Source organism: Acinetobacter sp. GG2, from assembly GCF_000292385.1.
Lineage (GTDB): Bacteria > Pseudomonadota > Gammaproteobacteria > Pseudomonadales > Moraxellaceae > Acinetobacter > Acinetobacter seifertii.
Genome location: NZ_ALOW01000029.1, coordinates 38878 through 64740 on the forward strand (window position 1 = coordinate 38878; position 25863 = coordinate 64740).

21 protein-coding genes and 1 riboswitch are annotated in these 25863 nt (G+C 37.7%); of the genes, 11 read left to right on the forward strand and 10 right to left on the reverse strand.

The genetic code is table 11. The features are described 5' to 3' along the window. Positions 1–193: 193 nt before the first annotated feature. The 3 genes from B554_RS0106250 to B554_RS0106265 all read right to left on the reverse strand — a co-directional run bounded on the left by B554_RS0106250 (position 194) and on the right by B554_RS0106265 (position 3256). Entirely contained in the window at positions 194–1273 is a 1080-nt protein-coding gene (locus B554_RS0106250; RefSeq protein ID WP_223851871.1) for a sodium:calcium antiporter, read from the reverse strand. Positions 1274–1284: 11 nt separating this feature from the next. After that, a riboswitch (yybP-ykoY riboswitch) is annotated at positions 1285–1397 on the reverse strand. A gap of 102 nt (positions 1398–1499) precedes the next feature. Then, on the reverse strand, positions 1500–2438 hold the full coding sequence (dmeF, locus tag B554_RS0106255; RefSeq protein ID WP_019457378.1) for a CDF family Co(II)/Ni(II) efflux transporter DmeF: 939 nt from the start codon (positions 2436–2438) through the stop codon (positions 1500–1502). 275 nt (positions 2439–2713) lie between these two features. Then, positions 2714–3256, reverse strand: a complete 543-nt coding sequence (locus B554_RS0106265) for a TetR/AcrR family transcriptional regulator (protein ID WP_019457380.1) — start codon at positions 3254–3256, stop codon at positions 2714–2716. 1641 nt (positions 3257–4897) lie between these two features. Between B554_RS0106265 and B554_RS0106275 the strand changes: the two genes are divergently transcribed. Genes B554_RS0106275 through B554_RS0106290 form a run of 5 tightly spaced genes read left to right on the forward strand, consistent with a single transcriptional unit; the run spans position 4898 to position 10214 of the window. Next, complete coding sequence (locus B554_RS0106275) at positions 4898–5197, forward strand: hypothetical protein (RefSeq protein ID WP_019457382.1); 300 nt, start codon at positions 4898–4900, stop codon at positions 5195–5197. 39 nt (positions 5198–5236) lie between these two features. Beyond that, entirely contained in the window at positions 5237–5605 is a 369-nt protein-coding gene (locus tag B554_RS18880) for a hypothetical protein (RefSeq protein WP_155757398.1), read from the forward strand. Positions 5606–5658: 53 nt separating this feature from the next. Next, the gene (locus tag B554_RS0106280; RefSeq protein ID WP_025465121.1) at positions 5659–6807 is read left to right on the forward strand and encodes a JmjC domain-containing protein; all 1149 of its coding nucleotides are present in this window, start codon (positions 5659–5661) and stop codon (positions 6805–6807) included. Between the two features lie 8 nt (positions 6808–6815). After that, the gene (locus B554_RS0106285) at positions 6816–8081 is read left to right on the forward strand and encodes an HlyD family secretion protein (RefSeq protein ID WP_019457384.1); all 1266 of its coding nucleotides are present in this window, start codon (positions 6816–6818) and stop codon (positions 8079–8081) included. Positions 8082–8084: 3 nt separating this feature from the next. Next, positions 8085–10214, forward strand: a complete 2130-nt coding sequence (locus tag B554_RS0106290; protein ID WP_019457385.1) for a peptidase domain-containing ABC transporter — start codon at positions 8085–8087, stop codon at positions 10212–10214. A gap of 54 nt (positions 10215–10268) precedes the next feature. On the opposite strand, the gene B554_RS0106295 is transcribed toward B554_RS0106290, so the two are convergent. Beyond that, positions 10269–11465 (reverse strand): MFS transporter, encoded by a 1197-nt coding sequence (locus B554_RS0106295; RefSeq protein ID WP_019457386.1) that lies wholly within the window; start codon positions 11463–11465, stop codon positions 10269–10271. 102 nt (positions 11466–11567) lie between these two features. Between B554_RS0106295 and B554_RS0106300 the strand changes: the two genes are divergently transcribed. The 6 genes from B554_RS0106300 (at position 11568) to B554_RS0106325 (ending at position 18464) form a co-directional block, all read left to right on the forward strand. Then, complete coding sequence (locus B554_RS0106300) at positions 11568–12479, forward strand: LysR family transcriptional regulator (RefSeq protein ID WP_019457387.1); 912 nt, start codon at positions 11568–11570, stop codon at positions 12477–12479. Positions 12480–12835: 356 nt separating this feature from the next. Then, positions 12836–15481 (forward strand): DNA mismatch repair protein MutS, encoded by a 2646-nt coding sequence (mutS, locus tag B554_RS0106305; RefSeq protein WP_019457388.1) that lies wholly within the window; start codon positions 12836–12838, stop codon positions 15479–15481. A gap of 64 nt (positions 15482–15545) precedes the next feature. Beyond that, on the forward strand, positions 15546–16076 hold the full coding sequence (locus tag B554_RS0106310) for a GNAT family N-acetyltransferase (protein ID WP_031944931.1): 531 nt from the start codon (positions 15546–15548) through the stop codon (positions 16074–16076). A 345-nt stretch (positions 16077–16421) separates the two neighbouring features. Beyond that, positions 16422–16745 carry a ferredoxin FdxA gene (gene fdxA, locus B554_RS0106315; RefSeq protein ID WP_003650851.1) on the forward strand — a complete coding sequence of 108 codons (324 nt, stop codon included), beginning with the start codon at positions 16422–16424 and terminating at the stop codon, positions 16743–16745. A gap of 131 nt (positions 16746–16876) precedes the next feature. Then, on the forward strand, positions 16877–17599 hold the full coding sequence (locus tag B554_RS0106320) for a D-Ala-D-Ala carboxypeptidase family metallohydrolase (protein WP_174742285.1): 723 nt from the start codon (positions 16877–16879) through the stop codon (positions 17597–17599). 196 nt (positions 17600–17795) lie between these two features. Beyond that, positions 17796–18464 (forward strand): O-methyltransferase, encoded by a 669-nt coding sequence (locus B554_RS0106325; protein WP_004702639.1) that lies wholly within the window; start codon positions 17796–17798, stop codon positions 18462–18464. A gap of 116 nt (positions 18465–18580) precedes the next feature. Here the strand turns inward: B554_RS0106325 and B554_RS0106335 are convergent, their stop codons facing one another. The 6 genes from B554_RS0106335 to B554_RS0106360 all read right to left on the reverse strand — a co-directional run bounded on the left by B554_RS0106335 (position 18581) and on the right by B554_RS0106360 (position 25668). Then, positions 18581–19423 carry a universal stress protein gene (locus B554_RS0106335; protein WP_004702641.1) on the reverse strand — a complete coding sequence of 281 codons (843 nt, stop codon included), beginning with the start codon at positions 19421–19423 and terminating at the stop codon, positions 18581–18583. 156 nt (positions 19424–19579) lie between these two features. Then, on the reverse strand, positions 19580–20191 hold the full coding sequence (locus B554_RS0106340; RefSeq protein WP_019457392.1) for a chloramphenicol acetyltransferase CAT: 612 nt from the start codon (positions 20189–20191) through the stop codon (positions 19580–19582). Next, the gene (locus B554_RS0106345; protein ID WP_004702645.1) at positions 20184–20783 is read right to left on the reverse strand and encodes an IMPACT family protein; all 600 of its coding nucleotides are present in this window, start codon (positions 20781–20783) and stop codon (positions 20184–20186) included. Before B554_RS0106345 ends, B554_RS0106340 begins: the two co-directional genes overlap by 8 nt. Positions 20784–20875: 92 nt before the next feature. Further along, complete coding sequence (locus tag B554_RS0106350) at positions 20876–22066, reverse strand: HlyD family efflux transporter periplasmic adaptor subunit (protein WP_019457393.1); 1191 nt, start codon at positions 22064–22066, stop codon at positions 20876–20878. A gap of 3 nt (positions 22067–22069) precedes the next feature. Continuing rightward, positions 22070–24205, reverse strand: a complete 2136-nt coding sequence (locus B554_RS0106355) for a type I secretion system permease/ATPase (RefSeq protein WP_019457394.1) — start codon at positions 24203–24205, stop codon at positions 22070–22072. Continuing rightward, the gene (locus tag B554_RS0106360; protein ID WP_019457395.1) at positions 24202–25668 is read right to left on the reverse strand and encodes a TolC family protein; all 1467 of its coding nucleotides are present in this window, start codon (positions 25666–25668) and stop codon (positions 24202–24204) included. The genes B554_RS0106355 and B554_RS0106360 overlap by 4 nt, the downstream gene beginning before the upstream one ends. Positions 25669–25863 lie beyond the last annotated feature (195 nt).

Consider the following 25863-nt stretch of genomic DNA (forward strand, 5'->3'; position numbering starts at 1 on the left):
TTAAATTATGATTCACTCAGGGTACAAGCCTCTGCTACTAAGGTACAGGGCATAAGTTATGAAAAATAGGACAATTGGTTAATTATTTACCGATTTTACAAGGTTATTAGCTCATCGTTTTTTAAGATTATCTAATCAATAGCAAATACGACGACTGAAACGCGCTGGCACATGTCCAGCGCGTTAATGTTTATCAGAGATAAATCACAACTAAAATTGCGAAAACACCATACAGCGCACTTACTGCAACCAATGATCGGTCATCGACTGTGCCACGGCGGAATAAATTCCACAGAAACACAATCGCTAATGCAGTAATAATGCCAGAGGCTAACAACAAGGTATCAAAGCGCCACGGCGTAAAGAAAATACCTAATGCACTTGGTATGGTGGCCTGAATCATCATCGCACCAGAAATATTCGCTAAAGCCAAACGCTCTTTACCTTGGCGTACCCATATCAGTGCATTCATAATCTCAGGTAATTCGGTAGCAACTGGACTCAGTAATAAAGCAACCAAATGTGGCGGCCAGCTTAGCGCTGTACCAATCGCTTCAAGTTGAGCAACAAAAGTATGCGAAGCAACACTAATTACAACTAAAGCGACCAATACCTGTAGACCAGCCCACCCTAGTGACGGTTCGGCTGTATTAGGACGGAACTTGAGCGGTTCAAGGTCTTCTTCATCGGAAGATGTATCAGCTTCCTTAATCTCACGCCAAACATAAGCTGCATAAGCCGCTAAAAATAGAATGCCTAACCAAGGTTTGATGGCAAATGCGACTAAACCAAGCGCTACTTTTAAAACAAAGATAGCAAGGAAAGAGACTTGATCTCGGCTTAAACGGGCATAATCAACTTGAACTTTATGCGAAGTTCGAGCTAATTTTTTGCGATGAAGCATCAATACCAGACCGACTACGGCGTAACCCAAGGTCGCTAAAACCAATGGGCCACCCATTGCAGCACCAACACCAAGGTCTTTTTGTTCTGGGGTATCACCAAATACGACGGCCATAAAGGTCACCGCACTTTCAGGTAACGCTGTACCAAAAGCTGCGAGTACCGAGCCTACTGCTGTTGCACCAAGATTAAGACGCTTACCAAACCATTCAATTCCATTGACGAAATATTCACAGGCTAGGTAAATTGCCGCGGCGGACACAAAGAATAAGATGAACGTGAGGAGCATAGGAATAGTCCAGCCGGGCGAATAAGAAACCATTGGCGCGACAACGCTCCTCGCCCGACTAGCAAAGTACGTTGCGGCCAAAGGTCTCGCCTAGCTCACACTGTGTATACAGTGGCTGAACACGCCATGAGATACTGATCTCAAGTTTGTTGACGTGGTCTTCCTAGTTGGGTACTAGGAATGGCTACTCCCCAATGACAATAGGTGAAGTTTACCAGTGATTGAAAAGTAACTCTACAAAAATGGTCTGACAAAATGATCAAGAGCTTTAAAAATTCACAGTCGGTTTTAAAGCTCTCTTTATCGACTAAATAAAATGTATTTCTACACTGGCATGTACAATTTCTTCATGAATAGACAAAGCCTTTTTAACTGAATCGGGTGTTAAATCTGTTCGGTCTGTTTCTAAAGCCAAAATGCATGAAAATTTTCCTTTACCGACTTTCCATACATGTAAATCTGTAATTTTCACTTGTGATAATTGCTCAATCACTTCTTGGATTTCAGCGACTACTGGATGTGACATTTCAGCATCTAATAACGTTTTTCCTGTGTCACGCAAAAGCCCCCATGACCACTGTGCAACAAGTATCGCCCCTACAATACCCAGCAAAGCATCTAAAAAATTCCATCCAAAATATTTACCCGCTATAAGTGCGGCTATGGCTAATACAGACGTTACGGCATCGGCAACCACATGTAGAAACGCAGCTTTATGGTTTAAATCGTGATGGTGATCATAATGATGGTGGTGACTATGCTCATGGTCGTGATGGTGGTGGTGATGTTCATGATTATCATGTAATAACCACGCACAAATTAAATTGACTGCCAACCCCACAACAGCAATAGAAATCGCTTCATTATAATGAATATCAACAGGATGGAGTAATCGCTCAATAGATTGAAATCCCATTAACAGTGCAACGACCATTAATATGATTGCACTGCTATACCCACCTAAAATTTCGATTTTCCAAGTTCCGAAACTAAAGCGTTTGTCATGAGCATAACGGCGAGCCATTTTGTAAGCGACATAGGCCAACCCTAGAGCAACCATATGTGAACTCATGTGCCAGCCATCAGCTAAAAGAGCCATGGAGTTAAAGATCCATCCACCCACAATTTCAAAAACCATCATCACAGCAGTTAAAATCGTTGCGATCAAAATTTTCTTTTGAGCAAGCGGGTTTCCTTCATCGAACTGATGAGAATGGTAACGTTCTAAATTGCTGTTAATTTCCATATTTATGGTCTTTTGTTAATACTCCCTCATAGTATATATTTTTTTGAAGAAAAATAAGTTACATCACGACCAAGACCAGAAAACTTTTAGAGAAATCTTTACTTAGTCATCACCTAAAATTGATCCACTATATTCAAAACCACTATAGATTGAGGCACTCTGAATGGCTGAGTACATCCATTCATAGAGCTGCATATGAGAGCATCTAGAACACTCCTTGCAATTTTTTCACAAAAAAATCTATATCTGAACCAATCAGATACCCCAGACTAAACTTAAAAAAATTGCTCCAACACCTCATCCCTTTCTTTCAAACTGTTTAAGCTTAAAACCTGTAACAGCAAACCATCTATCAGATTTACCACCATGTGGGCATTGAATTTTGGCTCGCGGATTTCGCCGCTAAAAATCAGGTCAAAAATTTCATGGCGCAACCACTTTCGGTATTCAACTGTCATGCGGTAAGCCTTTGGATAAAGCAGTTTTATTTCTAAAATAGCTTTGATTAAAAGATGGTACTGGCTGTTTAAATTGGTATGTAACACAATAATTTCTTTAAGTTTATCTTTTGAACTGTAGTAACGGTTTGAGTAAATAATAGAAAGCACTTCTTCTCTGAGCAGGCTTTTTTGAAAGGCGATACACATTTCAATCAGGTGTTCTTTAGAGTGGAAATAGTTGTAAAGCGTGCCTTTGGCAATTTTGGTTTCTTTAGTAATCAGGTCTACGCCTGTATTGTGGAACCCATGCGCCGTAATGAGTTGTATGGCAGTTTGAACTACATGTAGTTTTTTGGAAGAGCTTTCTAAATTTCGCATAGTTTTACCATTATAAAATTCTTGTTGTTTCTAAATGAGATAAAAAAGCCTGTGCCCTTTCTGGGAGAAAAAAAGGCACAGCAAAGCCGTAAGACGGTGCTTGGCACATCTCAAGTTTGTTGTTGCTAAGTTTTAAATAAAAAAGACTTAAAGCCTGAAAACCCTACGGCGTTCAAGCTGCTGTAATTTTTTTAAGCCGTGTCGTTATAGCTTTTGGCAAAGGCTGCCAAATAATGGATGTGGAAAGCCAACTCCTTTTTACTGGGAGTTCTGCCGACATTAAAATTATGGTGGCAGAACGAAGGGGGTTCGCAGACTGGCAATGTAGGCCAGCATGCAAAGGATAGTGTGCAACATTTAAGGTGTCAATGATCTATCGACTAAGTTGTAAAGTGATTGTTATTGTTTTGCATTAGATTAGCCTAGCAAACTAATTATTAAGAAAATTTAAGAATAATTTAGTGCGCAGTTAAAGTGTGTCGGTGATTCACTGTATGGACAGGGATATTATAATGAAAATGATGAGTTTATTTTTAAAGACAAACAGACAAGAAAATAGACTTGTTATCGTAAACAGAGTTTAGGCTTCACACCACAACAAGAGTTTTTGTAGCAGAGTCAATTTCCAAAACTATAGCCTATAATCTTGTATTGCAATTAAAAAACTGAGCTCTTTTGGCTATTTATTCACGGAGATTCATGACTATGGTATTCAGAGAGGTATTTTTCAGCTTCCTCGCAGCTTTTTTCAAACTAGAAATTTAAGGAGAGTGTCTAAAGTAAAGGAAGATTTTATTTGAAAGAGCTCTACAATTTCAATTTGCTTAATACTTGCCAATACGGTAATAACGCTGTTTCTCAATTTATACTACCACATTAGGATTTATATATTTGATTCGAATAGCATTTTGTAACAAAATCCAATAAAAAGTTAATAGTCCATGATATTATTTCATCAGACCTAGTTAATCTATATTCTTGAATATCTAACCACAACTGGAAAGCTACTAATGCAAGACGTATTTTTTCATAAAAGATACTGAACTGCCAAGAATAGCTAATTAATTCTTTAATGATTCTAAAGACATCTTTTGCGTAATACCTCTTTATCTTCTTATTTACGAATTATAAATATGACTTATTGCGTATTATTGGCAAACCATTCACCATAAAGTGCTCAATAACTTTATAAAATTCTATTTATTATTATCCTATCTAAAAAAGCTCAAGTCGAAAGCAATATCAACATCTTATGAACTTTGTTAAATATTTTCAGTATCAAACAACTCCATAACAATAAATTTAAAGAAACCAAACTACATTTCCAATAATATTTTTAGGAAAAACAACTTTTTCTTTATAAGAATTTTATGACAAATCTACCATTCTCAATTAGTTTAAATGGAATACTTTATGCATAAAGATCATTAGATTTTAAATATAAATTTATAAGAAAAGCGACTTTTTAATATGATAAAAAAAATTAAATATCAAATAAATTCAAAGACTTATAAAATATAAATATTAATAATTTATAACCAACTCAAAAGAAATTTTGAAATTAAATATTTTTCTCAAATTGCTAGAATAATTCATAAAATTAAGTATAATACGCAAAAACCATTAGGATAAATATAATCTATGAGAACTTTAACACTTGAAGAAATGAGCGTAGTAGCAGGAGCTGCTGGTGATACGAATAAACCGGTTCCTTCTAATGATTTTAGATCCGCTTTAATTGGATGGGCTGTTTCTGAGGGTATGAATATGGCGGTGGACCAAGTGAATGCATATGTTGCTGCATATGAAAAAAATGGATTATCTGGTGTTGCAGCAGCATCTCCAGCAGGGAAAGTAATTACATCTGCTACCTCATTCCTTTCATCTCTAAATGAACCAGAAGATGGCAATAACTATTGCGCAGATGGTGGCAATTATTGATAATGACATTATCTCATTAAGTTTTAGAAATTAATATTTATGAAATTAGAATATATTGGTTATGGCCTTTCTAGAGTTGTTGTCTGTATTGTTTTTGGCATAATTTTAGGATCTTTTTTAAGGTTATTAAATGTTAACAATGATATAGCAACAATTGTTGCTATTGTTTTTGTTAATATATTATTAATATATTCTGGATATTCTTTTGCAAAACATCCAACTCATAAAAAATATGTAAAAAGCTTATTATTGTCTTTTATAATAAGCTTTTTATTTTCCATTATTTTCTACTTTTTAAAAAACTTCAACATTACACTTACATTGGAAAGTTTTTTAAATTTATTTATATGTATGTCTTTAGGAGTTTTCCTACACTTTTTAAGGTTTAATATAAAAAATAAATCTTAATTCTTGTCCACACCAAATCCAGTACAAACTTAATTTTTTAACCTTGAAAGAATATGATAATAAGTTTCAACATGACTAAAGAAAATTTCAAAAAAAATTTTCTTTATAAAACTCCCTATTTATTTAAAAACTCCATAGATCCAATACAATTATCATGGAAGAATGTAAATGAACTCTATAGTCGTGGTAATATTGAACATCGTGACTTTAAATTAATGAATGGTTATGAAATTCCTAAAAATGAGTATGTAGAAACTTATGACAACCTAGGAGTAACAGAATATCGCTGTATTACATCTGTTCTCTATGAATATCTTAGAAATGGTGCAACCTTAGTCCGCAATCGCATTAAAAATGAACCATTTGTTGATCAAATTAGTAAGCAAATTGGTAATTTCGCTGAAGCTCGTACACTCGCAGGTAGTTATGCTGCTTTTAGTTCAAAATCATCATATAAAAGCCATTGGGATACACGTGATGTATATGCAGTGCAATTATTAGGTCGAAAGCGCTGGATATTAAGAAAGCCTAACTTTGAATTTCCTTTGTACATGCAACAAACAAAGAATTTTCCAGATATTAAAGAGCCTGAAGAAATTTATATGGATGTGATCTTAGAGGCTGGTGATATCCTTTATATTCCTCGTGGCTGGTGGCACGATCCATTGCCTTTAGATGAAGAAACTTTTCATTTAGCTGTTGCAACATTTGCACCAACAGGATTTGAGTATATGCGCTGGTTACAGAATGTCATACCAAGTATTCTAGACAGCCGTAAGAACTTTACTAATTTTGAAAATGATGCAGAGATGATAGATAGCCTTAGTCATCAAGTTGCTGAAATTATCAGAGACAAAGGATGTTATCAAAATTTTATGATGCACCATCTGGCAGAACATTCGATACCGTCTATGTTATCACTAGATGTATTGGGTAATGGAAAAGTAAGTCAATTGGATAGCAATCAAAAACTTTTTTTGAATGCAAACTTACTGTATTACTTTAATGAAGGTTTTGTGATTATAAATGGCAATAAAATTAATATTGATCCGATTAGTTTGAATTTAATTCAATACTTATTTGAACACCCCTATTCAAGAGTAAGAAATATTTTAGATCAGTTTAAAGAATATCCATCAGAAAAAATAAATAAATTGTTATTTCAACTATCAATAGAAAATATTATTGAGTTGGTTATGTAAAACTATAAATGAGTTCAAATTTATTTCGTAAAGAAGCACTTGATGCAAAACAGACTACATGGACAGGCAATATCATTCTAGCCCGTCCATTTAGCTTCACCTTTTTTACAATCTGTGCCTTATGTATTGCTTTGGTAATAATAGCTTTTGCAATATGGGGAAGCTATACCAAACGTAGTACGGTACAAGGCCAACTCATTCCTCAATCTGGGCTGATACAGGTTTATACAACACAGTCAGGTACAATTCTAAAGAAGAATGTATACGAAGGACAAACAGTTCAAAAAGGTGATATCCTTTTTATCATTTCAACAGCGAGTTATGGCGAACAAGGTAGCATCGCAGATGCTTTAGCAAAGCAAACACAATTAAAAGAACAGTCTTTACGAAACGAAATAACTCGGATGCATTTCATTCATCAAGATGAAAAACGAACAATCAACAATCAAATTAGTTTGCTTAATGGAACCTTGATTAAAATTAAAAATTTAATTGCCAATCAACAGGAACGAGTCAATCTGGCAAAAAAAAATCAACAACGTTATGGCAATATTCTTCATGACAATGCAATTTCTCATGAAGAATTTGAAGCAAGAAAAATAGACTATCTGGATCAGTTGGCTCAATATGAATCATTACAACGTGAAAAAGTATCATTAGAAAAACAGCTAACAGAGCAGCAAATTAGCTTATCAGGACTGGAAAATAGGCAAAATAATGAGATCGAGCAGCTAGAACGTTTGTTATCGAGTAATACGCAAGAATTAATCGAAATGCAATCTAGGCAGCATATTGCCATACAAGCAAACTCATCTGGCGTTATAGGTACAATAAATGCGGAAGTTGGACAGTTTGCTGACTTATCTAAGCCATTATTAACTATTCTTCCCCAAAATATACCCTTGATTGCACAACTTTATGTACCTAGTAGAGCAATTGGATTTGTCAAAGAGGGTGATCTGGTCTTACTACGTTATCAAGCATACCCTTATCAAAAATTTGGTCACGCAAAAGCACAAGTCTTATCTGTAGCAAAAACGGCATTAGCCAGCCAGGATTTACAAACTATCGGAATTATTTCACCACAAGAACAGCTTAATAATGAACCTGTGTATTTGGTACGAGCAAAACTCGATAAGCAAATGGTGAAAGCTTATGGTCAGGATATGCCTTTACAGGTGGGAATGACTCTTGAAGGCGATATCATGCATGAAAAACGTAAATTGTATGAGTGGGTTCTAGAACCATTATTTAGTATTACAGGAAAGCTATAGTCCATGCGTTATCTTGATGGTTTATCTTTAGGTATTGGTCGAAAAGTTCCTGTAATATTACAAACAGAATCATCAGAATGTGGACTAGCCTGTCTCGCTATGATTGCAGGCTATTATGGGTATGAATCAGATCTTTTAACCTTAAGGCAGAAGTATCCTATATCTCAAAAAGGGGCAACTCTTACGACTTTGGTTAAGATTGCCAATAAGTTGCACCTTACAACCCGTCCCTTAAAACTTGAACTAGATGAATTAAATCAATTAAGGCTACCATGTATTTTACATTGGGATTTAAATCATTTTGTGGTTCTAAAGAATGTTTCGGCAACAAAAATAACAATTGTTAATCCAGCTTTTGGGGAAAAAGTATTCACCTATGATCAGGCTTCATCACATTTTACAGGTATCGGTTTAGAGTTATGGCCTGATTCTAATTTTGAAGAAAAAAAAGATAAAACAAGTATTCGCATTTTTAAATTATTTGGTGAAATTAGTGGTTTATGGAAATCTTTAGGGCAAATTATTATCCTTGCTTTAGTATTAGAAGTATTCTCACTGATCAGCCCATTTTTCATGCAATGGGTAATTGACCACGCGATTGTTTCCGCTGATCTAAACTTACTCACCACATTAGCTGTTGGATTCGGTCTATTGATGCTATTGAGTAGCTTAATCAGTTTATTACAAGCATGGGTAGTTATGCATATGGCAACCACATTGAATGTTCAATGGAAAGCCAACATTTTTCATCATCTCATTAACTTACCAACTAATTTTTTTCAGAAACGTCATCTAGGCGATATTATTTCTAGATTTGGCTCTATTGATTCAATTCAAAGGACATTAACAACATCATTTATTACAGCCATTCTAGATGGCCTAATGACGATTTTTACATTAATTTTAATGTTCATATATAGTTCAACATTAGCATGGATCGCTGTGCTCACTATGTTGTTATATGCGATTATTCGTTGGATTTGGTATTATCCCTTAAGACGCGCAACAGAAGATCAAATTGTCCACACTGCAAAACAAAACACCCATTTTATGGAAACCATGCGTGGCATAAAAACCATCAAACAATTTGAAAAGCAGGACTATCGTCAAGCTACATGGTTAAGTTTATTTGTAAACCAAATTAACGCAGGATTAACTACACAAAAACTTAGCCTCATGTTTGGGTTTGTAAATACATTATTGTTTGGATTACAGAATATTATTATCGTATGGTTGGGTGCAACTCTAGCCATTGAGGGTAAATTTACTGTTGGTATATTAATGGCTTTTATTGCTTATAAAAATCAGTTCGGTGGCCGAGTCAGCTCTCTGATTGATAAATATATTGAAGTAAAGATGCTCAGTTTACATGGCGAACGTCTAGCAGACATCGTTCTTACAGATCAAGAAAAATCAGGTAGTGATTTATTTGCTCCCGAATCATCAGAACAACAAAAAACTGAAATTGAAGTTAAATCAATCAGATTCAGGTATTCAGAAGATGAAACTTGGATTATCCACGGGGTTGATCTTAAGATCCCAGAAGGACAATCAGTCGCGATTGTTGGTCCGACAGGTTGTGGCAAAACCACGCTGATGAATCTTCTATTAGGTAATTTATCTCCTGAGCATGGTGAAATTAAAATTGGTGGGCAAAGCATAAAGAATATGGGCCCTAATAAACTTAGAAGTTTTATTGCCTATGTTGCCCAAGATGATGTTTTATTCGCAGGTTCCATTCTAGAAAATATTAGTTTTTTTGATGATAGTGCTCAACAAGATTGGGTAGAACAATGTTCAAAGATGGCATCAGTACATGATGAAATTCTAGCGATGCCAATGGGCTATCAAACATTAGTTGGAGATATGGGAAATATTCTGTCAGGAGGACAGAAACAAAGAATCTTATTAGCAAGAGCACTATATAGAAAACCCAAAATTTTATTTTTAGATGAAGCAACAAGTCATCTAGATATTATTAAAGAGAAAGAAATTAATAGCATGATTAAGTCATTAAATATTACTCGAATTATTATCGCTCATCGCCCAGAAACAATTTCTTCTGTAGACCGTATTATTGCTTTAAACAATGGTCGTATTGTGAATGATCAAATATTTGATTCTTTATCATAGACATCCAAGTTAATTCAAGAATACCTAATATTAGTATTCTAACAAAATGATAACTTATGTGTAGCATGTGGGCACACGTTTAGTCAGCTTCTTTTGTAGAATGATAACCAATATTGGGAACCCTGCTGCGGAAATTGCACATACCGCCAGTAACGTATTTACACTTTGTGGCGTCATGCCATGAGCAGGTAATAAAAAGGCAGATAAGAAAAATGCAACTGTTGTCAGCAAATACATGATGGATGTCTGTAATGAAGAAAATCCAGCTCGTTGTCGGTCGTTAGGAAACTGCATCGTAACCACTGAAGATGACACCAAACGACTATAAGATGCACCGAGAAATAAACTAATAAATAACGCTGCATGCTGATAGCCTAGCATTGGTATAAGCAAACTCAATATAAAGACTAGAGTCGAAGCTGTAGCCAGTAGTAAAGCAGAAAAACGGGAGGTTAACGCCCCTGTAATTTTTGTAGATACATAGCCCATCACGCCCCCGCTAAAAAATAGCCAAGGCAGTAGGTCTTGCGAAGCGCCCAACTGTTGAATCATTAAGGGTGCCAAAATAGGAATAACCAGCATAGGGCTAAACTGTACGAGCGCATTAGCAGAAGCGAAAAGTATTGTATCCACATCTAAAGGCGGCGCACGAAGCGTATCTAAAGAGACTTGGTCTTTGGGTATAAACGATACAATAAGTGGCAATGCCAACACACACAATGCACTTATGAGCCACAAAGCCACATGCCAATCATAGTGAGTGCATAGAAATAATATGGTGGGCATTCCGACAATACTTACTATTGAAAATGATGCGATCACCGTCGCTAACATTTTCCCCCGTAAATTAGGCGGTGCGTTGTTTATTAATATACTGATCCCCACTCCCATGGTGGTACCGCCGACCAACCCTGCACAAAATCGAAGTGCAAGTAGAAGACTAAAACTAGATGTGCAGGTAGTTAAAAGTGTTAGTAGACCCAACAGCGCCATATTGATAATTAAAAACCGCTTTTTATTGAAATGATCAATCCAGTAAAAAGCAATAATTCCTGAAAGGACCGCGCCAAGCGTATACATCCCTGAAACATAACCTGAGAATGATACTGGCACTGCAAAATCTGTCGCCATAAAAACAAAAATAGGATTAAACACCATATATTCCAGTGCATTCGTGAACTGGACGAAAGCAATGACAGTGGCTATCCACATGAGGGCTTTATGATTAAACGTCTGTTTGGCTAGGGACATCGCAGTAACCTATAGATAAAAGATGTCCGAGTTTAACTGCTATCAATAGTATTGATTATATGGTAAAAATTGCATTTATTATTATCAAATATGGGACAATTGATGCGTCCGACTCTGGATTTTAATACCCTGAAAGTGTTCGTTGCTGTGGTCGAAAAAGAAAGTTTTGTGGGTGCATCGAAACTCCTTGAAATGCCAACATCAAACGTGAGTCGCTGTATTTCTCAGTTAGAAGAAAAACTCGATCTTCAGCTCATTGAGCGCAGCACCCGACATATGAAAGTCACTCAGGCGGGGCAGCTACTCTATACCAGAGCAAAGCCATTACTCGAAGCGCTTGAGCAAACGGAGACAGAGTTAACGTTGCGGCAAATGCAGCTCAAGGGTCCTTTACGAATCTGTATTCCCACTGAAATAGGCCCTGCATTGCTAGGTTCTGTTATTGCAGAATTCGCCTGCCAGTATCCCGAACTACAAATAAGCTGTGTCACAAATTTGTCGGGTTTTGAATCTCTGCGAGATGATCTGGATTTAGCTATTATTATTAGCCGCGGTCAAATGGATAACAGTGACTACATCGCTCGTCATCTGGTGACTATCCCTTGCACCATTGTGGCAGCCCCTTCTCTCATTCAGCGTTATGGCACCCCTACTCATATCCAGCAATTTGAAGAATTACCTTGTATTACAACAGTCAGTGCACTCAAAGGTGCTCCTTGGCAATTTGTTAATAAAAAGGGTGAGTTCGAGACCATCAAGGTTAAAGGACACTATCGGGTGAACAGCGGAGAAATGGCGGGCCAAGCTGCTGTAGCAGGTATCGGATTTGCAATTTTATCGAAACACGCTTGCCAACCTTATATTAGTGACGGTCGCCTGATCGAGATTGAGTTTGAACAAGCAGTAGCGCCACTGCAATTGTTTGCACTTTATTCAGATCGCCGCTATTTGCCTGCTAAAACAAGAGCGCTTATAGATTTCATACAGCAGAAATTGGGGCATGTATCCTTATAAAATCTGTCATTGCACATGCATTCTGAAATCGGCATATTTACCTATGTCAGTTTTATAAGGACTGTCAATCGTCACCCTGTCTTCTACTCAAACTGCTCAGGTCGCTTTCTTTTTGTTGCTTATTTCCTCGCTCATTTTAGGAATCCTTTTTGCGAATCAGTCTCAATTTGTTAAGATGGCAACCGTGAGAAATTAAGTTAAGCTCTTACACACTGTTGACTCAATTTTGACATAAAAAAGGTACATGAAAAGGTATACTTTTTTCTTAGATTAAGTCCAATTCACACAGAAGTTATTAGAATTGGTTAGATGACCAACCGTAAAATATTATTGCTTTTTTTAAGGGTTTATTACGCATGAATAGCGCTGAAATCATGGCCGATCTCTCTAACCACACTCCAATGATGCAGCAATATCTCAAGGTCAAAAAAGATTATCAACATGCGTTGCTGTTTTATCGTATGGGCGACTTTTATGAACTTTTCTTTGAAGACGCACACTTAGCAGCCAAACTTTTAGGAATTACCCTAACCCATCGCGGTAAAGCAAATGGTAACCCGATTCCAATGGCGGGTGTTCCTTACCATTCAGCCGAAGGTTATCTTGCTCGCCTTGTCAAAGCAGGTCGCACAGTAGCCATTTGCGAACAAGTCGGTGAAGTCACTGGTAAAGGCCCTGTTGAACGTAAAGTTGTTCGTATTCTTACACCTGGTACATTAACCGACGACGCACTACTCACAAGCTATCAGTCGTCTAACCTTGTTGCGTTATGTATTCATCAAAATCAAATCGGTTTTGCTTTACTCGACTTAAGCGCGGGTATTTTTAAAGTTCAGCAACAAGACTACAAACCTGAACAACTTCCAATTGAACTTGCTCGCCTCATGCCAAGTGAAATCTTGATTGATGAAGATCTGGTTGACCCGAATATTATTGAACAAATTAAAAAGCATTTAGATTGCCCTGTAACCAAGCGTCCAAATGTAGATTTCAATTTAAATAACGCACAAAAAACCTTATGTGATCAGTTCTCAGTATCAACGCTTTCTGGTTTTGGACTCGACACATTACCGTTAGCTAAGGCTGCCGCGGCAGCTCTGATTCACTACGCTAAAGAAACTCAGAAAACGGCGTTACCGCATATTCGTTCTATTCTTTTAGAACAAAGCACAGACTTTATTGCGCTTGACCCGATTACACGCCGTAATTTAGAAATTATTGAACCTTTATTTGAACATGGTACGTCATTATTCCAACTGGTAAATGACTGCCAAACTGCAATGGGTGGCCGTTTACTCAGCCGTACCCTCATGCAACCTATTCGTGATACGGCATTACTCGATGCCCGCTTAGATGCAATTGAACAACTCATTCAAGGCTATCACGAAACTCCAGTTCGTTTAGTGCTTAAAGAAATTGGCGATATTGAACGTGTTCTTAGCCGTGTTGCGCTTGGTAGTGCTCGACCACGCGATTTAGTTCAGCTTCGTCATGCTTGCGCACAAATTCCATTTTTAAGAAATGCTTTAACGCCTGTTATTCAATCAAAAAAATCCAAGTTATTAATTCAACTCGATCAAGAACTTGGTGACTTTAAATCGTTACACCAGCATTTAATGGCAGCTATTGTTGAAAACCCACCTGTATTACTTCGTGATGGCAATGTAATTGCAGAAGGATATGATGCAGAACTTGATGAACTGCGTAAAATTCGTGATCATGCAGGTCAATTCCTGATTGATTTAGAAATAAAAGAGCGTGAACGCACGGGCATTAACACCTTAAAAATCGGCTATAACCGTGTGAGTGGCTACTACATTGAGCTTACGCGTGCTCAAGCTGAACAAGCCCCTGCCGACTATATTCGCCGCCAGACTTTAAAGAATGCCGAGCGTTACATCACACCTGAGCTAAAAAGCTTTGAAGATAAAGTTTTATCAAGTGAGTCTCGTGCATTAGCACGTGAAAAAGCGTTATTTGAAGCTTTACTTGAAAACCTCCGTGAAAATATTGCTCACCTACAAATGATGAGTTCGGCAATTGCGCACATTGATGTAATTGCAAACTTTGCTTATCAAGCACGTTTAAACAATTGGGCGCGACCTGAATTTACCCCAGAAACCGGTATTAAGATTCAAGGTGGTCGTCATCCTGTTGTTGAAGCATTAAACAAAGCACCATTTACACCAAATGATACTTTCCTTGATGCTCAGCACCGCATGGCAATTATTACTGGCCCAAACATGGGTGGTAAATCTACCTTTATGCGTCAAACTGCATTAATTAGTTTACTTGCTTACTGCGGTAGTTATGTTCCTGCTCGAGCTGCCAAGCTTGGCCCGATTGACCGTATTTTCACACGTATTGGTTCAGCCGATGATTTGTCGACAGGTAAATCAACATTTATGGTCGAGATGACTGAAACTTCACAAATCTTGCACCATGCAACCAATCAGTCTTTGGTGTTAATGGATGAAGTTGGCCGTGGTACCAGTACCTACGATGGACTTTCTTTGGCATGGGCCTGTGTGGTTGATTTAACCAAGCGCGTAAAATGCTTATGTCTATTTGCCACGCACTATTTCGAATTGACTGAGTTAGGTAGTGAAGCAGGTATCGATAACTATCATGTGACGGCGCAAGAGCTTAACGGCAACCTGATTTTATTGCACAAAGTTCAACAAGGTCCTGCAAGTCAAAGTCATGGTTTACAAGTTGCGAAATTAGCTGGTATTCCTGCTAATGTCATTAAAGAAGCTCAAAAACGTTTACGCATTTTAGAGAAGCAACAACAGCAACACTTACAAACTAGTGTTCAAGATGATTTGTTTGCAACTTTAGATTCAAATGCTAAACCAAGTACGCAAGTCATAGAGAAAGTGATTGAAATTGAAGTGCCTTCACCTGCCCTAGATTTGCTTAAGCAAATTGAAGTCGATAACTTGACACCTCGCCAAGCACTTGAACAACTTTACGAACTAAAAGCTGCACTTAAATCATAATCATTGATTGAGCAAACATGTCTATGGGCATGTTTGCTCTTACTTTAAGGAGAATAAAATTTCTATTTTCTTAAGGCCACTACAATACACAGAGATCGATTTAATTTGGCAACAAATTAGTCGACGTGAACTCATTACCCAACTCTATATACAAAAACAAGAACAACTCGAATTAACAGATTGTTTTTACGATGTTGAAAATTGGGATGACTATCATTTAGAAAATGACCCACCGAAGTTAAAAGAACTCTATCAACAAGGTGCTTCATTTGTAGGTGCTTTTAATACATCTGAAAAATTAGTTGGCATTAGTGTCGTGTCGAATCAACACATTGCTGATTATCCAGATGCAAAATTACTGCAATACTTTTATGTCGATGCAGACCAACAAGGTCAAGGTGTTGGTGCAAAACTCATGCAGGCAGCCAAAGAGTCAGCTAAGCAACTGGGCGCGCTGCAACTTTATATTTCAGCCACTCCGAGTAAACGTACTGTCGACTTTTATATCAAGCATGGCGCAGTAGTATTAGGACATCCAGATCAGCACTTATGGGAGCTTGAACCAGAAGATATTCATTTGCTTTGCTTACTTTAAGTCTCGATATTTAAAGTTTTTTTGGATATCAGTTCGGTATAAAAGTAAAATTTAAAACTGAAAGTTGTATTTAAGGTATCTAATCAAATAGATACCTTGACCTAAATGACATTTGCAACTAGATGCAAAAATTTATTCAAGCTGTTGTTTTTTAAAACATATTATTATCTTAATTTTACAATTTGGCTAATATCAAGCTCACAACATTGTTTTAAATATCAATGTATTAACTTATCTTCATATGTATAAATAAACAATATCAATAAAAGCAATTGTTTGTTTACCCCTTTTTTGCCTAAAATAAGCTATTCGAAATGAAACCATATTTTTTAGGTAGCTGTCGCCATGACCTTTGTTGTCACTGAAAATTGTATTAAATGTAAATACCAAGATTGCGTAGAAGTTTGTCCTGTAGACTGTTTTTACGAAGGTCCGAATTTCCTAGTGATTAATCCGGATGAATGTATTGACTGTGCATTGTGTGAACCAGAATGCCCTGCAAATGCAATTTTCTCTGAAGATGAGTTACCAGAAGGTCAGGAAGTATTTATTGAATTAAATGCAGATCTTTCTCAAAAGTGGCCTAACATTACTCAAATTGGTGACCAACCTGCTGACCGTGAAGAATGGAACGGCAAACCAGATAAGTTACAGTATCTAGAAAAATAATTTCAAAAAAGATCAGCAACCGCTGATCTTTTTTATACCCTATTCAAACATTTCATTGCAAATTCCTCGTAATTTGTGCACTGTTTTGCATTAAAATAAGCGCAATATTTATTAAGCTTTTGATTTTTCTTATGCGGAAGTTTTTGCAGAGTATGTTGCCCTTATGCATAATCCCAGCGATTATGGTAGGTTGCGTCAGCTCTCCCCAACACACAACAACAGGCAAAACCTCTCCAAACGGTAAACGCATTTTTATTCCTCAAGAGCGCGTTATTATCGAACGTCCTATTCCACCTAAAGTTGAGCCTGCTTCTTATCGGGCTTGGTTAAATACTGGCGATCATTATGAGCGTGTACGAGAATATGAAAAATTTCTAGCGCGTAATAATGTTGCAGGCATTGTACCAAGCTTTGAATTATTAAGATCAGCGCGTGATTGGCAAAAGTGCGGCAGCTCGGAATATGCTGTACCAAACCGCGAACTTTGGAATAATTCTTTATCGACCTTACGCGTCTTTAAATATTTAATTGCGGCAAAAGTTCTAACTGACTTTGAAGTAACCTCGGTGTATCGTGATTTACCTTTAAATCAGTGTGCTGGCGGTGCAAGTTCGTCTAAACATTTGTTTAACTCAGCCATCGATTTTCGTATTGGACCAGAAATTCCACAGCCACAAGACTACGCATTTATTGAAAATACAAAGTTTAAATTGTGTCAATTCTGGGCTCAACATGGCCAAAGTTTAAACCTAGGTATTGGTTTATATAGTTCAGGACAAATCCATATTGATACTCAAGGCTATCGTACTTGGGGGCCTGACTTAACCCGTAATACTTCAATGTGTAATTTTTAAAATTAATATCCCCTAATACACTTTTGTATTAGGGGATTTCTGTTGTTCTCATTTATATAACCTAGTAAGAAAAACACTTAAATTAATTACAAATTTGTACATTCCATAATCAACCAAAATTTCTTAATCCGAAGATTTTTGCACTCTAGTCATAAACGTTTAAAATAAGCCTATCAACATACAGGTAAATTTGACTATGCAGCAGTTGTGGACAGACATTGACGAATATATCGACTCACATTTAATTCCCGAAGATCCTCGACTCGACTTTGCATTAAAAAATACCGACGAACACGGCTTTTCAAATCATCTTGCAGTTGCTCCAAACCAAGGGATGTTCTTGCAAATGCTTATTCAGATGAATAATTGCAAGCGTGTTTTAGAAATTGGAACTTTTGCAGCCTACAGTACCATTTGGCTAGGACGTGCCCTGCCTGAAGATGGTTATTTACTGACTATTGAAGGCCGTGATACTCATGCAGAAATGGCCCAAAAGAATATCGACCATGCAAATCTTCCTGTAAAAGTTGAGCTAAAAGCAGGCCGTGCTGCAGATATCCTTTCAGCAATTGACCCACAGTCAATTCAACCTTTCGATTTTATATTCATTGATGCAGATAAACAGGGTTATCCTGAATATTTGGAACTCAGTTTGAAGTTTTCAAAATCAGGCACGATTATTGTGCTAGACAATGTCATCCGTGGTGGCGATATTTTAAATCCTGAAAACAAAAAACCGAGTATTGAAGGTATTCGCGAAACTTTTAAAGCCCTCGAAAATCATCCGCAAATTCTGTCTTGCACAGCTTTACAAACGGTTGGCTCAAAAGGTCATGATGGTTTCGCTATAGCGATTGTGAAATAATGATCAAAAAATCATCTTTTTTATTTTATCATTTATAATCAATAGATTACTTTTATTACCCTCGCTTTTCCATATAGTTATCCACAACATTTGCGGATAACTATATGCAAATCTCATCATTTAGCCACAAGTAAAGGTACAGTTGCATTTCGGAATATCGTCGTTGCGATACTTCCTAAGAAGAACTGATGAATCTTGCTATGACTAAATGCACCAAGAACAATAATTTGAATACCATGCTCTTGTTGATATTCAAGAATATTCTGAGCTACATCACCATATCGGTAAACAGTGACAACCTCTAGACCAGCTTGTTTAAGATAATGCTCAGGTTCATTTAATATTTCAGGATGATCACCCACATACACTAAATGGCATTGTAAAGTCCGTAATAGGTCACTTTGGGCAATACGGCGCATCATCTTTTGACATGTTGGTGAATATTCATAGGCGAAAATAAAACGTGTTGGCACTTTAAAGTTTTCACCAATGGTCAACACTGTACAATTCGCGCCGCGAATGAAATTTTCAACATTACTACCAATAGGTTTGTGCTTTTCAGCTGCTCTTTCGCCAACTCGACCTAAAATAACAATGTCATTTTCATCGAGGAGATTAAAGCTTTGCTCTAAAAAATCACCCTTTTCTTGAATTTTTGAGCATGTAATTCCGTGTTTTTCTTTAATTAAGTCAGAAATATGTCTGAGTAAATTATTGCTGTAATCTAAAGCGAGTTCACTTTGTTTTTGCTCTAATTCAGCTAACTCTTTAAGCAACATCGCATTGCTTTCAAAGCCGATTACCCCACTAATCTCACCAAGGTGATAACTTGCTGGGTAGTAATCTAGAATTTGTAATAATACAAGCTCTCGTCCAGTTGCTTTTGCAACCCACGCTGCTGCATCTGCAATAGCATTAATACAAGGTGATGAGTCAATACACGCAATAACACGGTTCATTGTTTGCCTCTCTTCTTCAGGTCTATTTGCCTTGGAGATTTTTCTATAACTTAGCTTTAACTTAACATAGATAAAAATCTGTATGTTAAGGTTTATGTATTAAAATCCACTTTTTTGTTTAAAGATCAAACATTTTATTACACTCTTAAGACTGTATTACTCTCTTAAGCGAATAAATTTTGCTGGGTTTCCCCCCACAATATGATAGGGTTCGACATCCTTAGTCACCATACTATTCATACCAATAACAGCATGTTTTCCAATTTTAATACCGTCTTTTATTCCTACATGTGCACCTAACCAAACATCTTGCTCAATTTCAATTCCCTGAGACCGAACAGGCTGTTGGTAAAGTGGACGGTCTAATTGCATACCATGATCAAATGCATAGAGATGGCAATAAGCAGCTATACGAACTTGATCATGTAATTTGATGCCAGCTCGCCCACCATCTAAAATACAATGATGGTTAATTGCGACTTCGTTACCAATCTCAAGCGGCCCATGCAAACTACAGTCGGCTGCAATAAAGCAATTATCACCAATCTTAATTTTTCGACCAGGCTCGGCAAAAATATGAGCTAAAGGTGAAATAAAACAGTTCTCACCAATCTCGACTGTTTCCATGTCCATTAAATAAGTCTGATATTCTTTTTGCCACTCTTCAGCCCATGCACGGTTTTTAGGTTTTAGCGTCCAATATAACCACGGCATATAATTTAAACGGTGTTTATGTTGCTCACGGTACTTGAGTAAGGAGTCAGTCATCAGTTAATTCCTCCTCAACTTTTAATTCTTCACGGCCACGCGTCACGTCGCGAAGTTTCAAAGCAAGTGGTTCAATTTGGTGGACTTGTAGTCTAGCTTCAATATCTACACCTGTTGCGGTATAAGTTTCTTGGTATTCTATTTGATGCTGTGAAAGTTCATATTGAAAAATAGCCCATTCATTAAAATGACAAGAAAAGTGAATGGTTTTCTTTGCAATGAGTTCAATCCGTTCAGCTAACAATAAGGATTGCCCTGCACAACCGCCATAAGCCCGTACTAAACCACCAGTTCCCAGTTTTATACCACCATACCAGCGGTTCACCATGACGATGATGTTAGTTAAGTCGTTACCTTCAATAGTCGCCAAGATTGGCCGCCCTGCCGTACCAGATGGCTCGCCATCATCATTAAAGCGGACGTTATGTCCAATTTTCCACGCCCAACATTGATGTGTGGTCGATATATCTTTATTGAGTTCTAAAAATTCTTTTACTTGTTGCTCATTTTCTACTGGCGCAGCAATTGCCTGAAATCTACTTTTTTTAATTTCTTCTTCAAATGTAACAGGTGACGCAATCGTAAAAGCCATAAAATAAATAAAGCATAATAAAAATCAAATTATAGCGTGAATTTAATAGAAGCAAACCCATAAAAAAGCCCCGAATTTCGGGGCTTTTACTATTATCTTTCTCGTAATGCTTCTTTCGCTTTATTAAACGGTTTCAGCAAGTAATCCATTACAGTTTTCTCACCCGTACGAATATCTACAGTTGCCACCATACCTGGTGTAATACCGAAAGCTTTACCTTGTTTGTTGTAGAGCTTATCTGTATCAGTGCGGATATAAACACGATAGTAGAACTGATCTTGTTTAACTTCATCACGAATCGTGTCTGGAGAAATAACGGTAACTTTACCTTTTAAACCGCCATAAATTGAATAGTCATACGCTGTGATCTTCACCAAAGCTTCTTGACCCGGACGAATAAATGCAATGTCACGTGGCAAAATACGCGCTTCAATAAGCAATTGTTCATCAATTGGAACAATTGTCATTAACTTACCATTTTGCGGGATAACACCACCATGTGTTGTCACAGTAATTTCTTTTACAACACCTCGCACAGGCGCTCTAAATACAGCACGATCTAAACTGTCACTACGGCCTAGTACGATTTGTTGTTGAGTTTGGCTATCTGTATTGGCTTTAGATAACTCTTCACGAGCCTTCACATAATACTGGTTACGTGCATCGTTCATTTTATTTTGCAAATCATTTGCTTCACGACGTAAACGTAAAACCTCAACTTCACTCGCTGCGCCTTTAGCAACTAGCGGCTCTGTCATTGCCAACTCTTGTTGAACCAATTTTAAGGCTTGTCTTAAACCAGATAATGTCTGTTCAAGATCAGCTCTACGGGACTCATACAATGCTGTTTCTTCGTGTACAAGCTTAGGGTCTTTTGCAACGATTTCAGGGAAGACTAATGGTGTGCCATTCACTTCTGCACGTAAACGCGCTGATGTGGCCTGAGCTGCAATTAATAAAGATCTAGACTCACCCACATTTGACGCAAAACGCGTTGGGTCTAATTGAGCAAGAATTTCACCTTTTTGAACAATGTCGCCTTCTTGCACATTCAGTTTAGTTAAAATACCGCCTTCTAATGATTGAATCACCTGTTCTTTAGATGATGGAATTACTTTACCTGTACCTGTAGATACTTCTTCTAACTGAAAAAACCATGCCCAAACAAACAAGCTAATGAGTCCAATACCTACAATCCAAATCACTAAACTGGCACGTGGTAATGGTGGTTCAGTATAAGATACATTCATTGAACGGGTGAGTTCTTGTTGTGGTTCGCTCATGAATTATCCCCCTTGGCTTACTTGTTTTTGTTGGGCTAATGATTGATTAAGTACTTGATCTCTTGGTCCATCCATCACGATCTTGCCCTCATTCACGACAATAATACGATCGACCAGTTCTAAAACAGCGCGACGGTGTGTTGCCACAACCAATGTTCGATGTGCCAACCACCCTTTAAGGTGATCAATCAGTTGCTTCTCTGCCACATCATCAATCGCTGCTGTTGGTTCATCAAGTAAGAGAATATTAGGTTGACGGATTAATAAACGTGCAAGCAATAAGGCTTGTCTTTGACCACCAGAGAAACCAACGCCACCTTCTAAAATGAGGTGATCAAGTCCTTCTTTTTTCTCTTGAACAAAAGGAAGTGCCCCTGTCACAACCAATGCACGAAGAATGTCTTCATCCGTTGCAAGTGGTGCGCCTAAGGTTAGATTTTCACGAATCGTACCGTAAAATAAATGAGCATTCTGGTTAAGTAAGCCCATATCACGACGTACATCAGATGGGTCAATTAAAGAAAGATCCAGACCATCTAAATGCACAGCGCCTTGCACTGGAACCTGCATACCAGATAAAAGTTGAAGTAAGGTCGACTTACCTGCACCATTACGACCTAAGATTGCAATTTTTTCACCCGCACGAATCTGCAAATGGCGAATAGCAATACTTGGTTTTGTGTCATCGTCAGTGTATTGGAACAATAAATTTTTTAATTCATAATTTCCGTTTAAGACAGCCTTATGTACTAAATGAGAGCGATCAGCCTGATCGATCGAACGTTGCATAAGTTCATCTAAACTTTGTTTGGCAACTTTCGCTTGCTGTAAACGACCTAACACCCCTGTAATTTGGGCAATCGGCCCCAGCATACGTGAAGATAAAATTGAACATGCCACTAACGCACCTGTGGTCATTTCGCCATCCATCACTGCAAAACAGCCAACTAAAACCACAATGGCATAAGTTAGACCTTGAATCATTTGGGTCCAAGCCATCAAAGTACCCACAATTTTACGCTGTTTCATACCAATATCGGCTGAAACTTCATTCATGTGATTCCACTGGTTTTGGAAACGTGACTCAGCGCGTAAAAGTTTAATGTCTTCAATACCTTGCACAGCTTCAACAAGAATTGCGTTACGGATTGAAGATTCTCTCATACCCTCTTGTGCCAGTTGTGCCAGCTTCTTCTGTACCAAAATACCCGGCAAAATCATGAGAGGCACAACAAGCAACATTACCCAGAATAATTTGCCACCAATAATGGCAAAAATAGTAATGAATAAGAAAAAGAATGGAAAATCTGCAATTGCACTAATGGTGGTTGAAGTCACCAGTTCACGAACACCTTCAAGTTCACGAATCTGGGAAATAAAACTACCTGTAGATTTTGAACGTTCCTTATTTTTAATTCTTAGGGCATGGCCAAACACACGATCCGAAACACGTAAGTCAGCACGTTTACCGATAATATCGGATAAGTAAACCCTTGAAACTCGTAAGGTAAACTCAAAAAGAGCTGCAATCAGCACACCACCTGCCAAAACCCACAAGGTCGGAATTGACTGTGATGGTACAACACGGTCATAGACCTGCATGGAGAAAATAATGGTTGCCAGTGCCAAAATATTGGCAATTAAAGAGGCAAACATAATATCGATGTAACGCTTCCAGTCTCTTAAAACAATTGACCAGAACCAGTTTGCTTCGTATGGCTTGATATATTCATCAATACGCGCATCTGGAATAGACATTTCAGGGCGCAAGATATAGACATTTTTAAGTGTCGTTTTCAATGCTTCTAAAGATAAGTTCTGAGAAAGACCTTGATCTCCACTGAACTGAATACTGACATTTCCTTGCGTATCCGCCTTATCAATAACCCCGACTTGTCCATCATTAAACTCCACCATAACCGGTAAACGCCATGGGTTTAATAAGTCTAACGAGAATGGTGCCTTACGAAGGTTTAACCCGACCTGACGCGTCATTAACTGCAAGATGTCATCAAGATTCTGGTTTTGGTTCCAATCAAGTTGTAAGCGAATTCTTTCTTCTGACGGTTCTATTCGGTAATGTTTGGCAATAGTTAAGACCGCCTGTAACCAAGGCTGGTAATTTATTTTTGTCATCATGGTTGTACTTCGAACCCCTGAATTGAAATATTATTTAAGCCGTAGGCTTGGCGGGAACGTCCTGTTGCTTCAATGTACTGAACAATGCTGTTATAAATGTCATAGCGTGCTGATTCGAGTTCTGAGTTGGCACTGTGAATGGCTTGTTCGGCATTTAATAAATCGACCAGTGAACGAGTACCAAGCTTGTATTGTTCTTGGTAAAGTTCACGTGTACGAACCGTGGTTGCTTGGCGACTTACCAAAACCTGCATTTGACGCTGTTTATTCTCAATCTGTTCGCGACTGGTTCGAATTTGATCCAGCACATCCATATATACTGAATTTACTTTAGCTTTCGCAGCTTCTTCAGCGTAACTTGCCATTTTTACCTGTGAAGCAGTTGCCCCACCTTGATAAAACTGACTCGTTGCTTCTAGCATGACTGAACTATATAAACCGTTATCTTTATCGTTGTTTGGATTTTTACCATTAATGGCCTGACTAACTGAGCCTTTTACAGCTAAGGTCGGATAGCGAGTTAAACGGGTTTGTTCTTTTTGCGCTTTAGCAACCTCAACACTTGCCTGTGCGGCAATCATTTTAGGAATAGTATTAAACTCAGGCTCACCATATAAGTCAGATTGCTTCACTAAATCATCAGAAATAATCCAACCTGTACGAGTAACATCAGCACCCAATAATGTTCTTAAATGCTGTTGATACTGACGTAACAATGATTGTTGGGCAATTAAAGTTGACTGTGCAGCTTGTAAGTATGACTGCGCTTGAATAGGGTCGGCTTGACTCGCAACACCTGCATTTGCACGCAGGTTAGCAATATCTTGAATTCTTTGAATACCTGCAATTTGCTGCTCAGCAATTTTATTAAGTTGCAGATAACGCTGAATATTGACGATAGTCTGCGCAACATCAAGCGCAAGGGTATCTACGCTGACCAGAACGTTTGCTTGTTCCACCTGAACTTTAGCTTGTTCAACGCTTACACCTGATTTGATTTTACCAAAATCAAAAAGCATTTGAGTGGCAGTTAAAGTGAGTAACTGCCTTCCTCGTTCTCCAGTGGTCAAGTCACCAGTTGAGACGCCTCCGGCAAGCTGAGGATAGTAACCAGCTTTAGCAACGTCAACACCTGAATTTTGACCTGCTAAAGTTGCAATAGATTGTGAAATATCCGGACTACGCTGAATCGCAATTTTTACTGCATCTTGTAGTGTCAGTTTTTTAGAGGGCAAGGCGTTAAAAGATGAAGCCGAATTGTCATTAAGTTGAACAGTTGGAAATTCCTGCGCAATAGAACGATCTAGCTTAAAATTACTAAGCTCTTGCATCTTGGCTACTTTAAAATCATCACTACTTTTCGGGACAAAAAGTTGTGACAAGTTATCTTTCAGGGTGTGATATTGCTCACTTGGTTTAGCAGCGTATATCACGACAGGTACATGTAGTGAACTTAAAAGCATTAGCCCTTTCAGGAAAGCTTGCTTTCTACATTTCCCTTTCTTTCTTTTCTGGTTATATCCAATCATGCTTATCTTGTTGATGTTGTTTGTTATCGTTTAAAAGCATCTCCATTCTACAGAGTTTTTTAGTTAAAACAGCATAATTAGCGGAATAAATCACACATTATTTTTTTATTAAATGAGTGGTATATATTA

Coding starts and splice junctions, on each gene's coding strand:
- B554_RS0106360 (WP_019457395.1), bottom strand. CDS start 25,668: ATGCTTTTAAGTTCACTACATGTACCTGTCGTGATATACGCTGCTAAA.
- B554_RS0106345 (WP_004702645.1), bottom strand. CDS start 20,783: ATGGCTTTTACGATTGCGTCACCTGTTACATTTGAAGAAGAAATTAAA.
- B554_RS0106280 (WP_025465121.1), top strand. CDS start 5,659: ATGATAATAAGTTTCAACATGACTAAAGAAAATTTCAAAAAAAATTTT.
- B554_RS18880 (WP_155757398.1), top strand. CDS start 5,237: ATGAAATTAGAATATATTGGTTATGGCCTTTCTAGAGTTGTTGTCTGT.
- B554_RS0106290 (WP_019457385.1), top strand. CDS start 8,085: ATGCGTTATCTTGATGGTTTATCTTTAGGTATTGGTCGAAAAGTTCCT.
- B554_RS0106355 (WP_019457394.1), bottom strand. CDS start 24,205: ATGATGACAAAAATAAATTACCAGCCTTGGTTACAGGCGGTCTTAACT.
- fdxA (WP_003650851.1), top strand. CDS start 16,422: ATGACCTTTGTTGTCACTGAAAATTGTATTAAATGTAAATACCAAGAT.
- B554_RS0106285 (WP_019457384.1), top strand. CDS start 6,816: ATGAGTTCAAATTTATTTCGTAAAGAAGCACTTGATGCAAAACAGACT.
- B554_RS0106300 (WP_019457387.1), top strand. CDS start 11,568: ATGCGTCCGACTCTGGATTTTAATACCCTGAAAGTGTTCGTTGCTGTG.
- B554_RS0106340 (WP_019457392.1), bottom strand. CDS start 20,191: ATGACTGACTCCTTACTCAAGTACCGTGAGCAACATAAACACCGTTTA.
- B554_RS0106275 (WP_019457382.1), top strand. CDS start 4,898: ATGAGAACTTTAACACTTGAAGAAATGAGCGTAGTAGCAGGAGCTGCT.
- B554_RS0106335 (WP_004702641.1), bottom strand. CDS start 19,423: ATGAACCGTGTTATTGCGTGTATTGACTCATCACCTTGTATTAATGCT.
- B554_RS0106350 (WP_019457393.1), bottom strand. CDS start 22,066: ATGAGCGAACCACAACAAGAACTCACCCGTTCAATGAATGTATCTTAT.
- B554_RS0106295 (WP_019457386.1), bottom strand. CDS start 11,465: ATGTCCCTAGCCAAACAGACGTTTAATCATAAAGCCCTCATGTGGATA.
- B554_RS0106265 (WP_019457380.1), bottom strand. CDS start 3,256: ATGCGAAATTTAGAAAGCTCTTCCAAAAAACTACATGTAGTTCAAACT.
- mutS (WP_019457388.1), top strand. CDS start 12,836: ATGAATAGCGCTGAAATCATGGCCGATCTCTCTAACCACACTCCAATG.
- B554_RS0106325 (WP_004702639.1), top strand. CDS start 17,796: ATGCAGCAGTTGTGGACAGACATTGACGAATATATCGACTCACATTTA.
- B554_RS0106320 (WP_174742285.1), top strand. CDS start 16,877: ATGCGGAAGTTTTTGCAGAGTATGTTGCCCTTATGCATAATCCCAGCG.
- dmeF (WP_019457378.1), bottom strand. CDS start 2,438: ATGGAAATTAACAGCAATTTAGAACGTTACCATTCTCATCAGTTCGAT.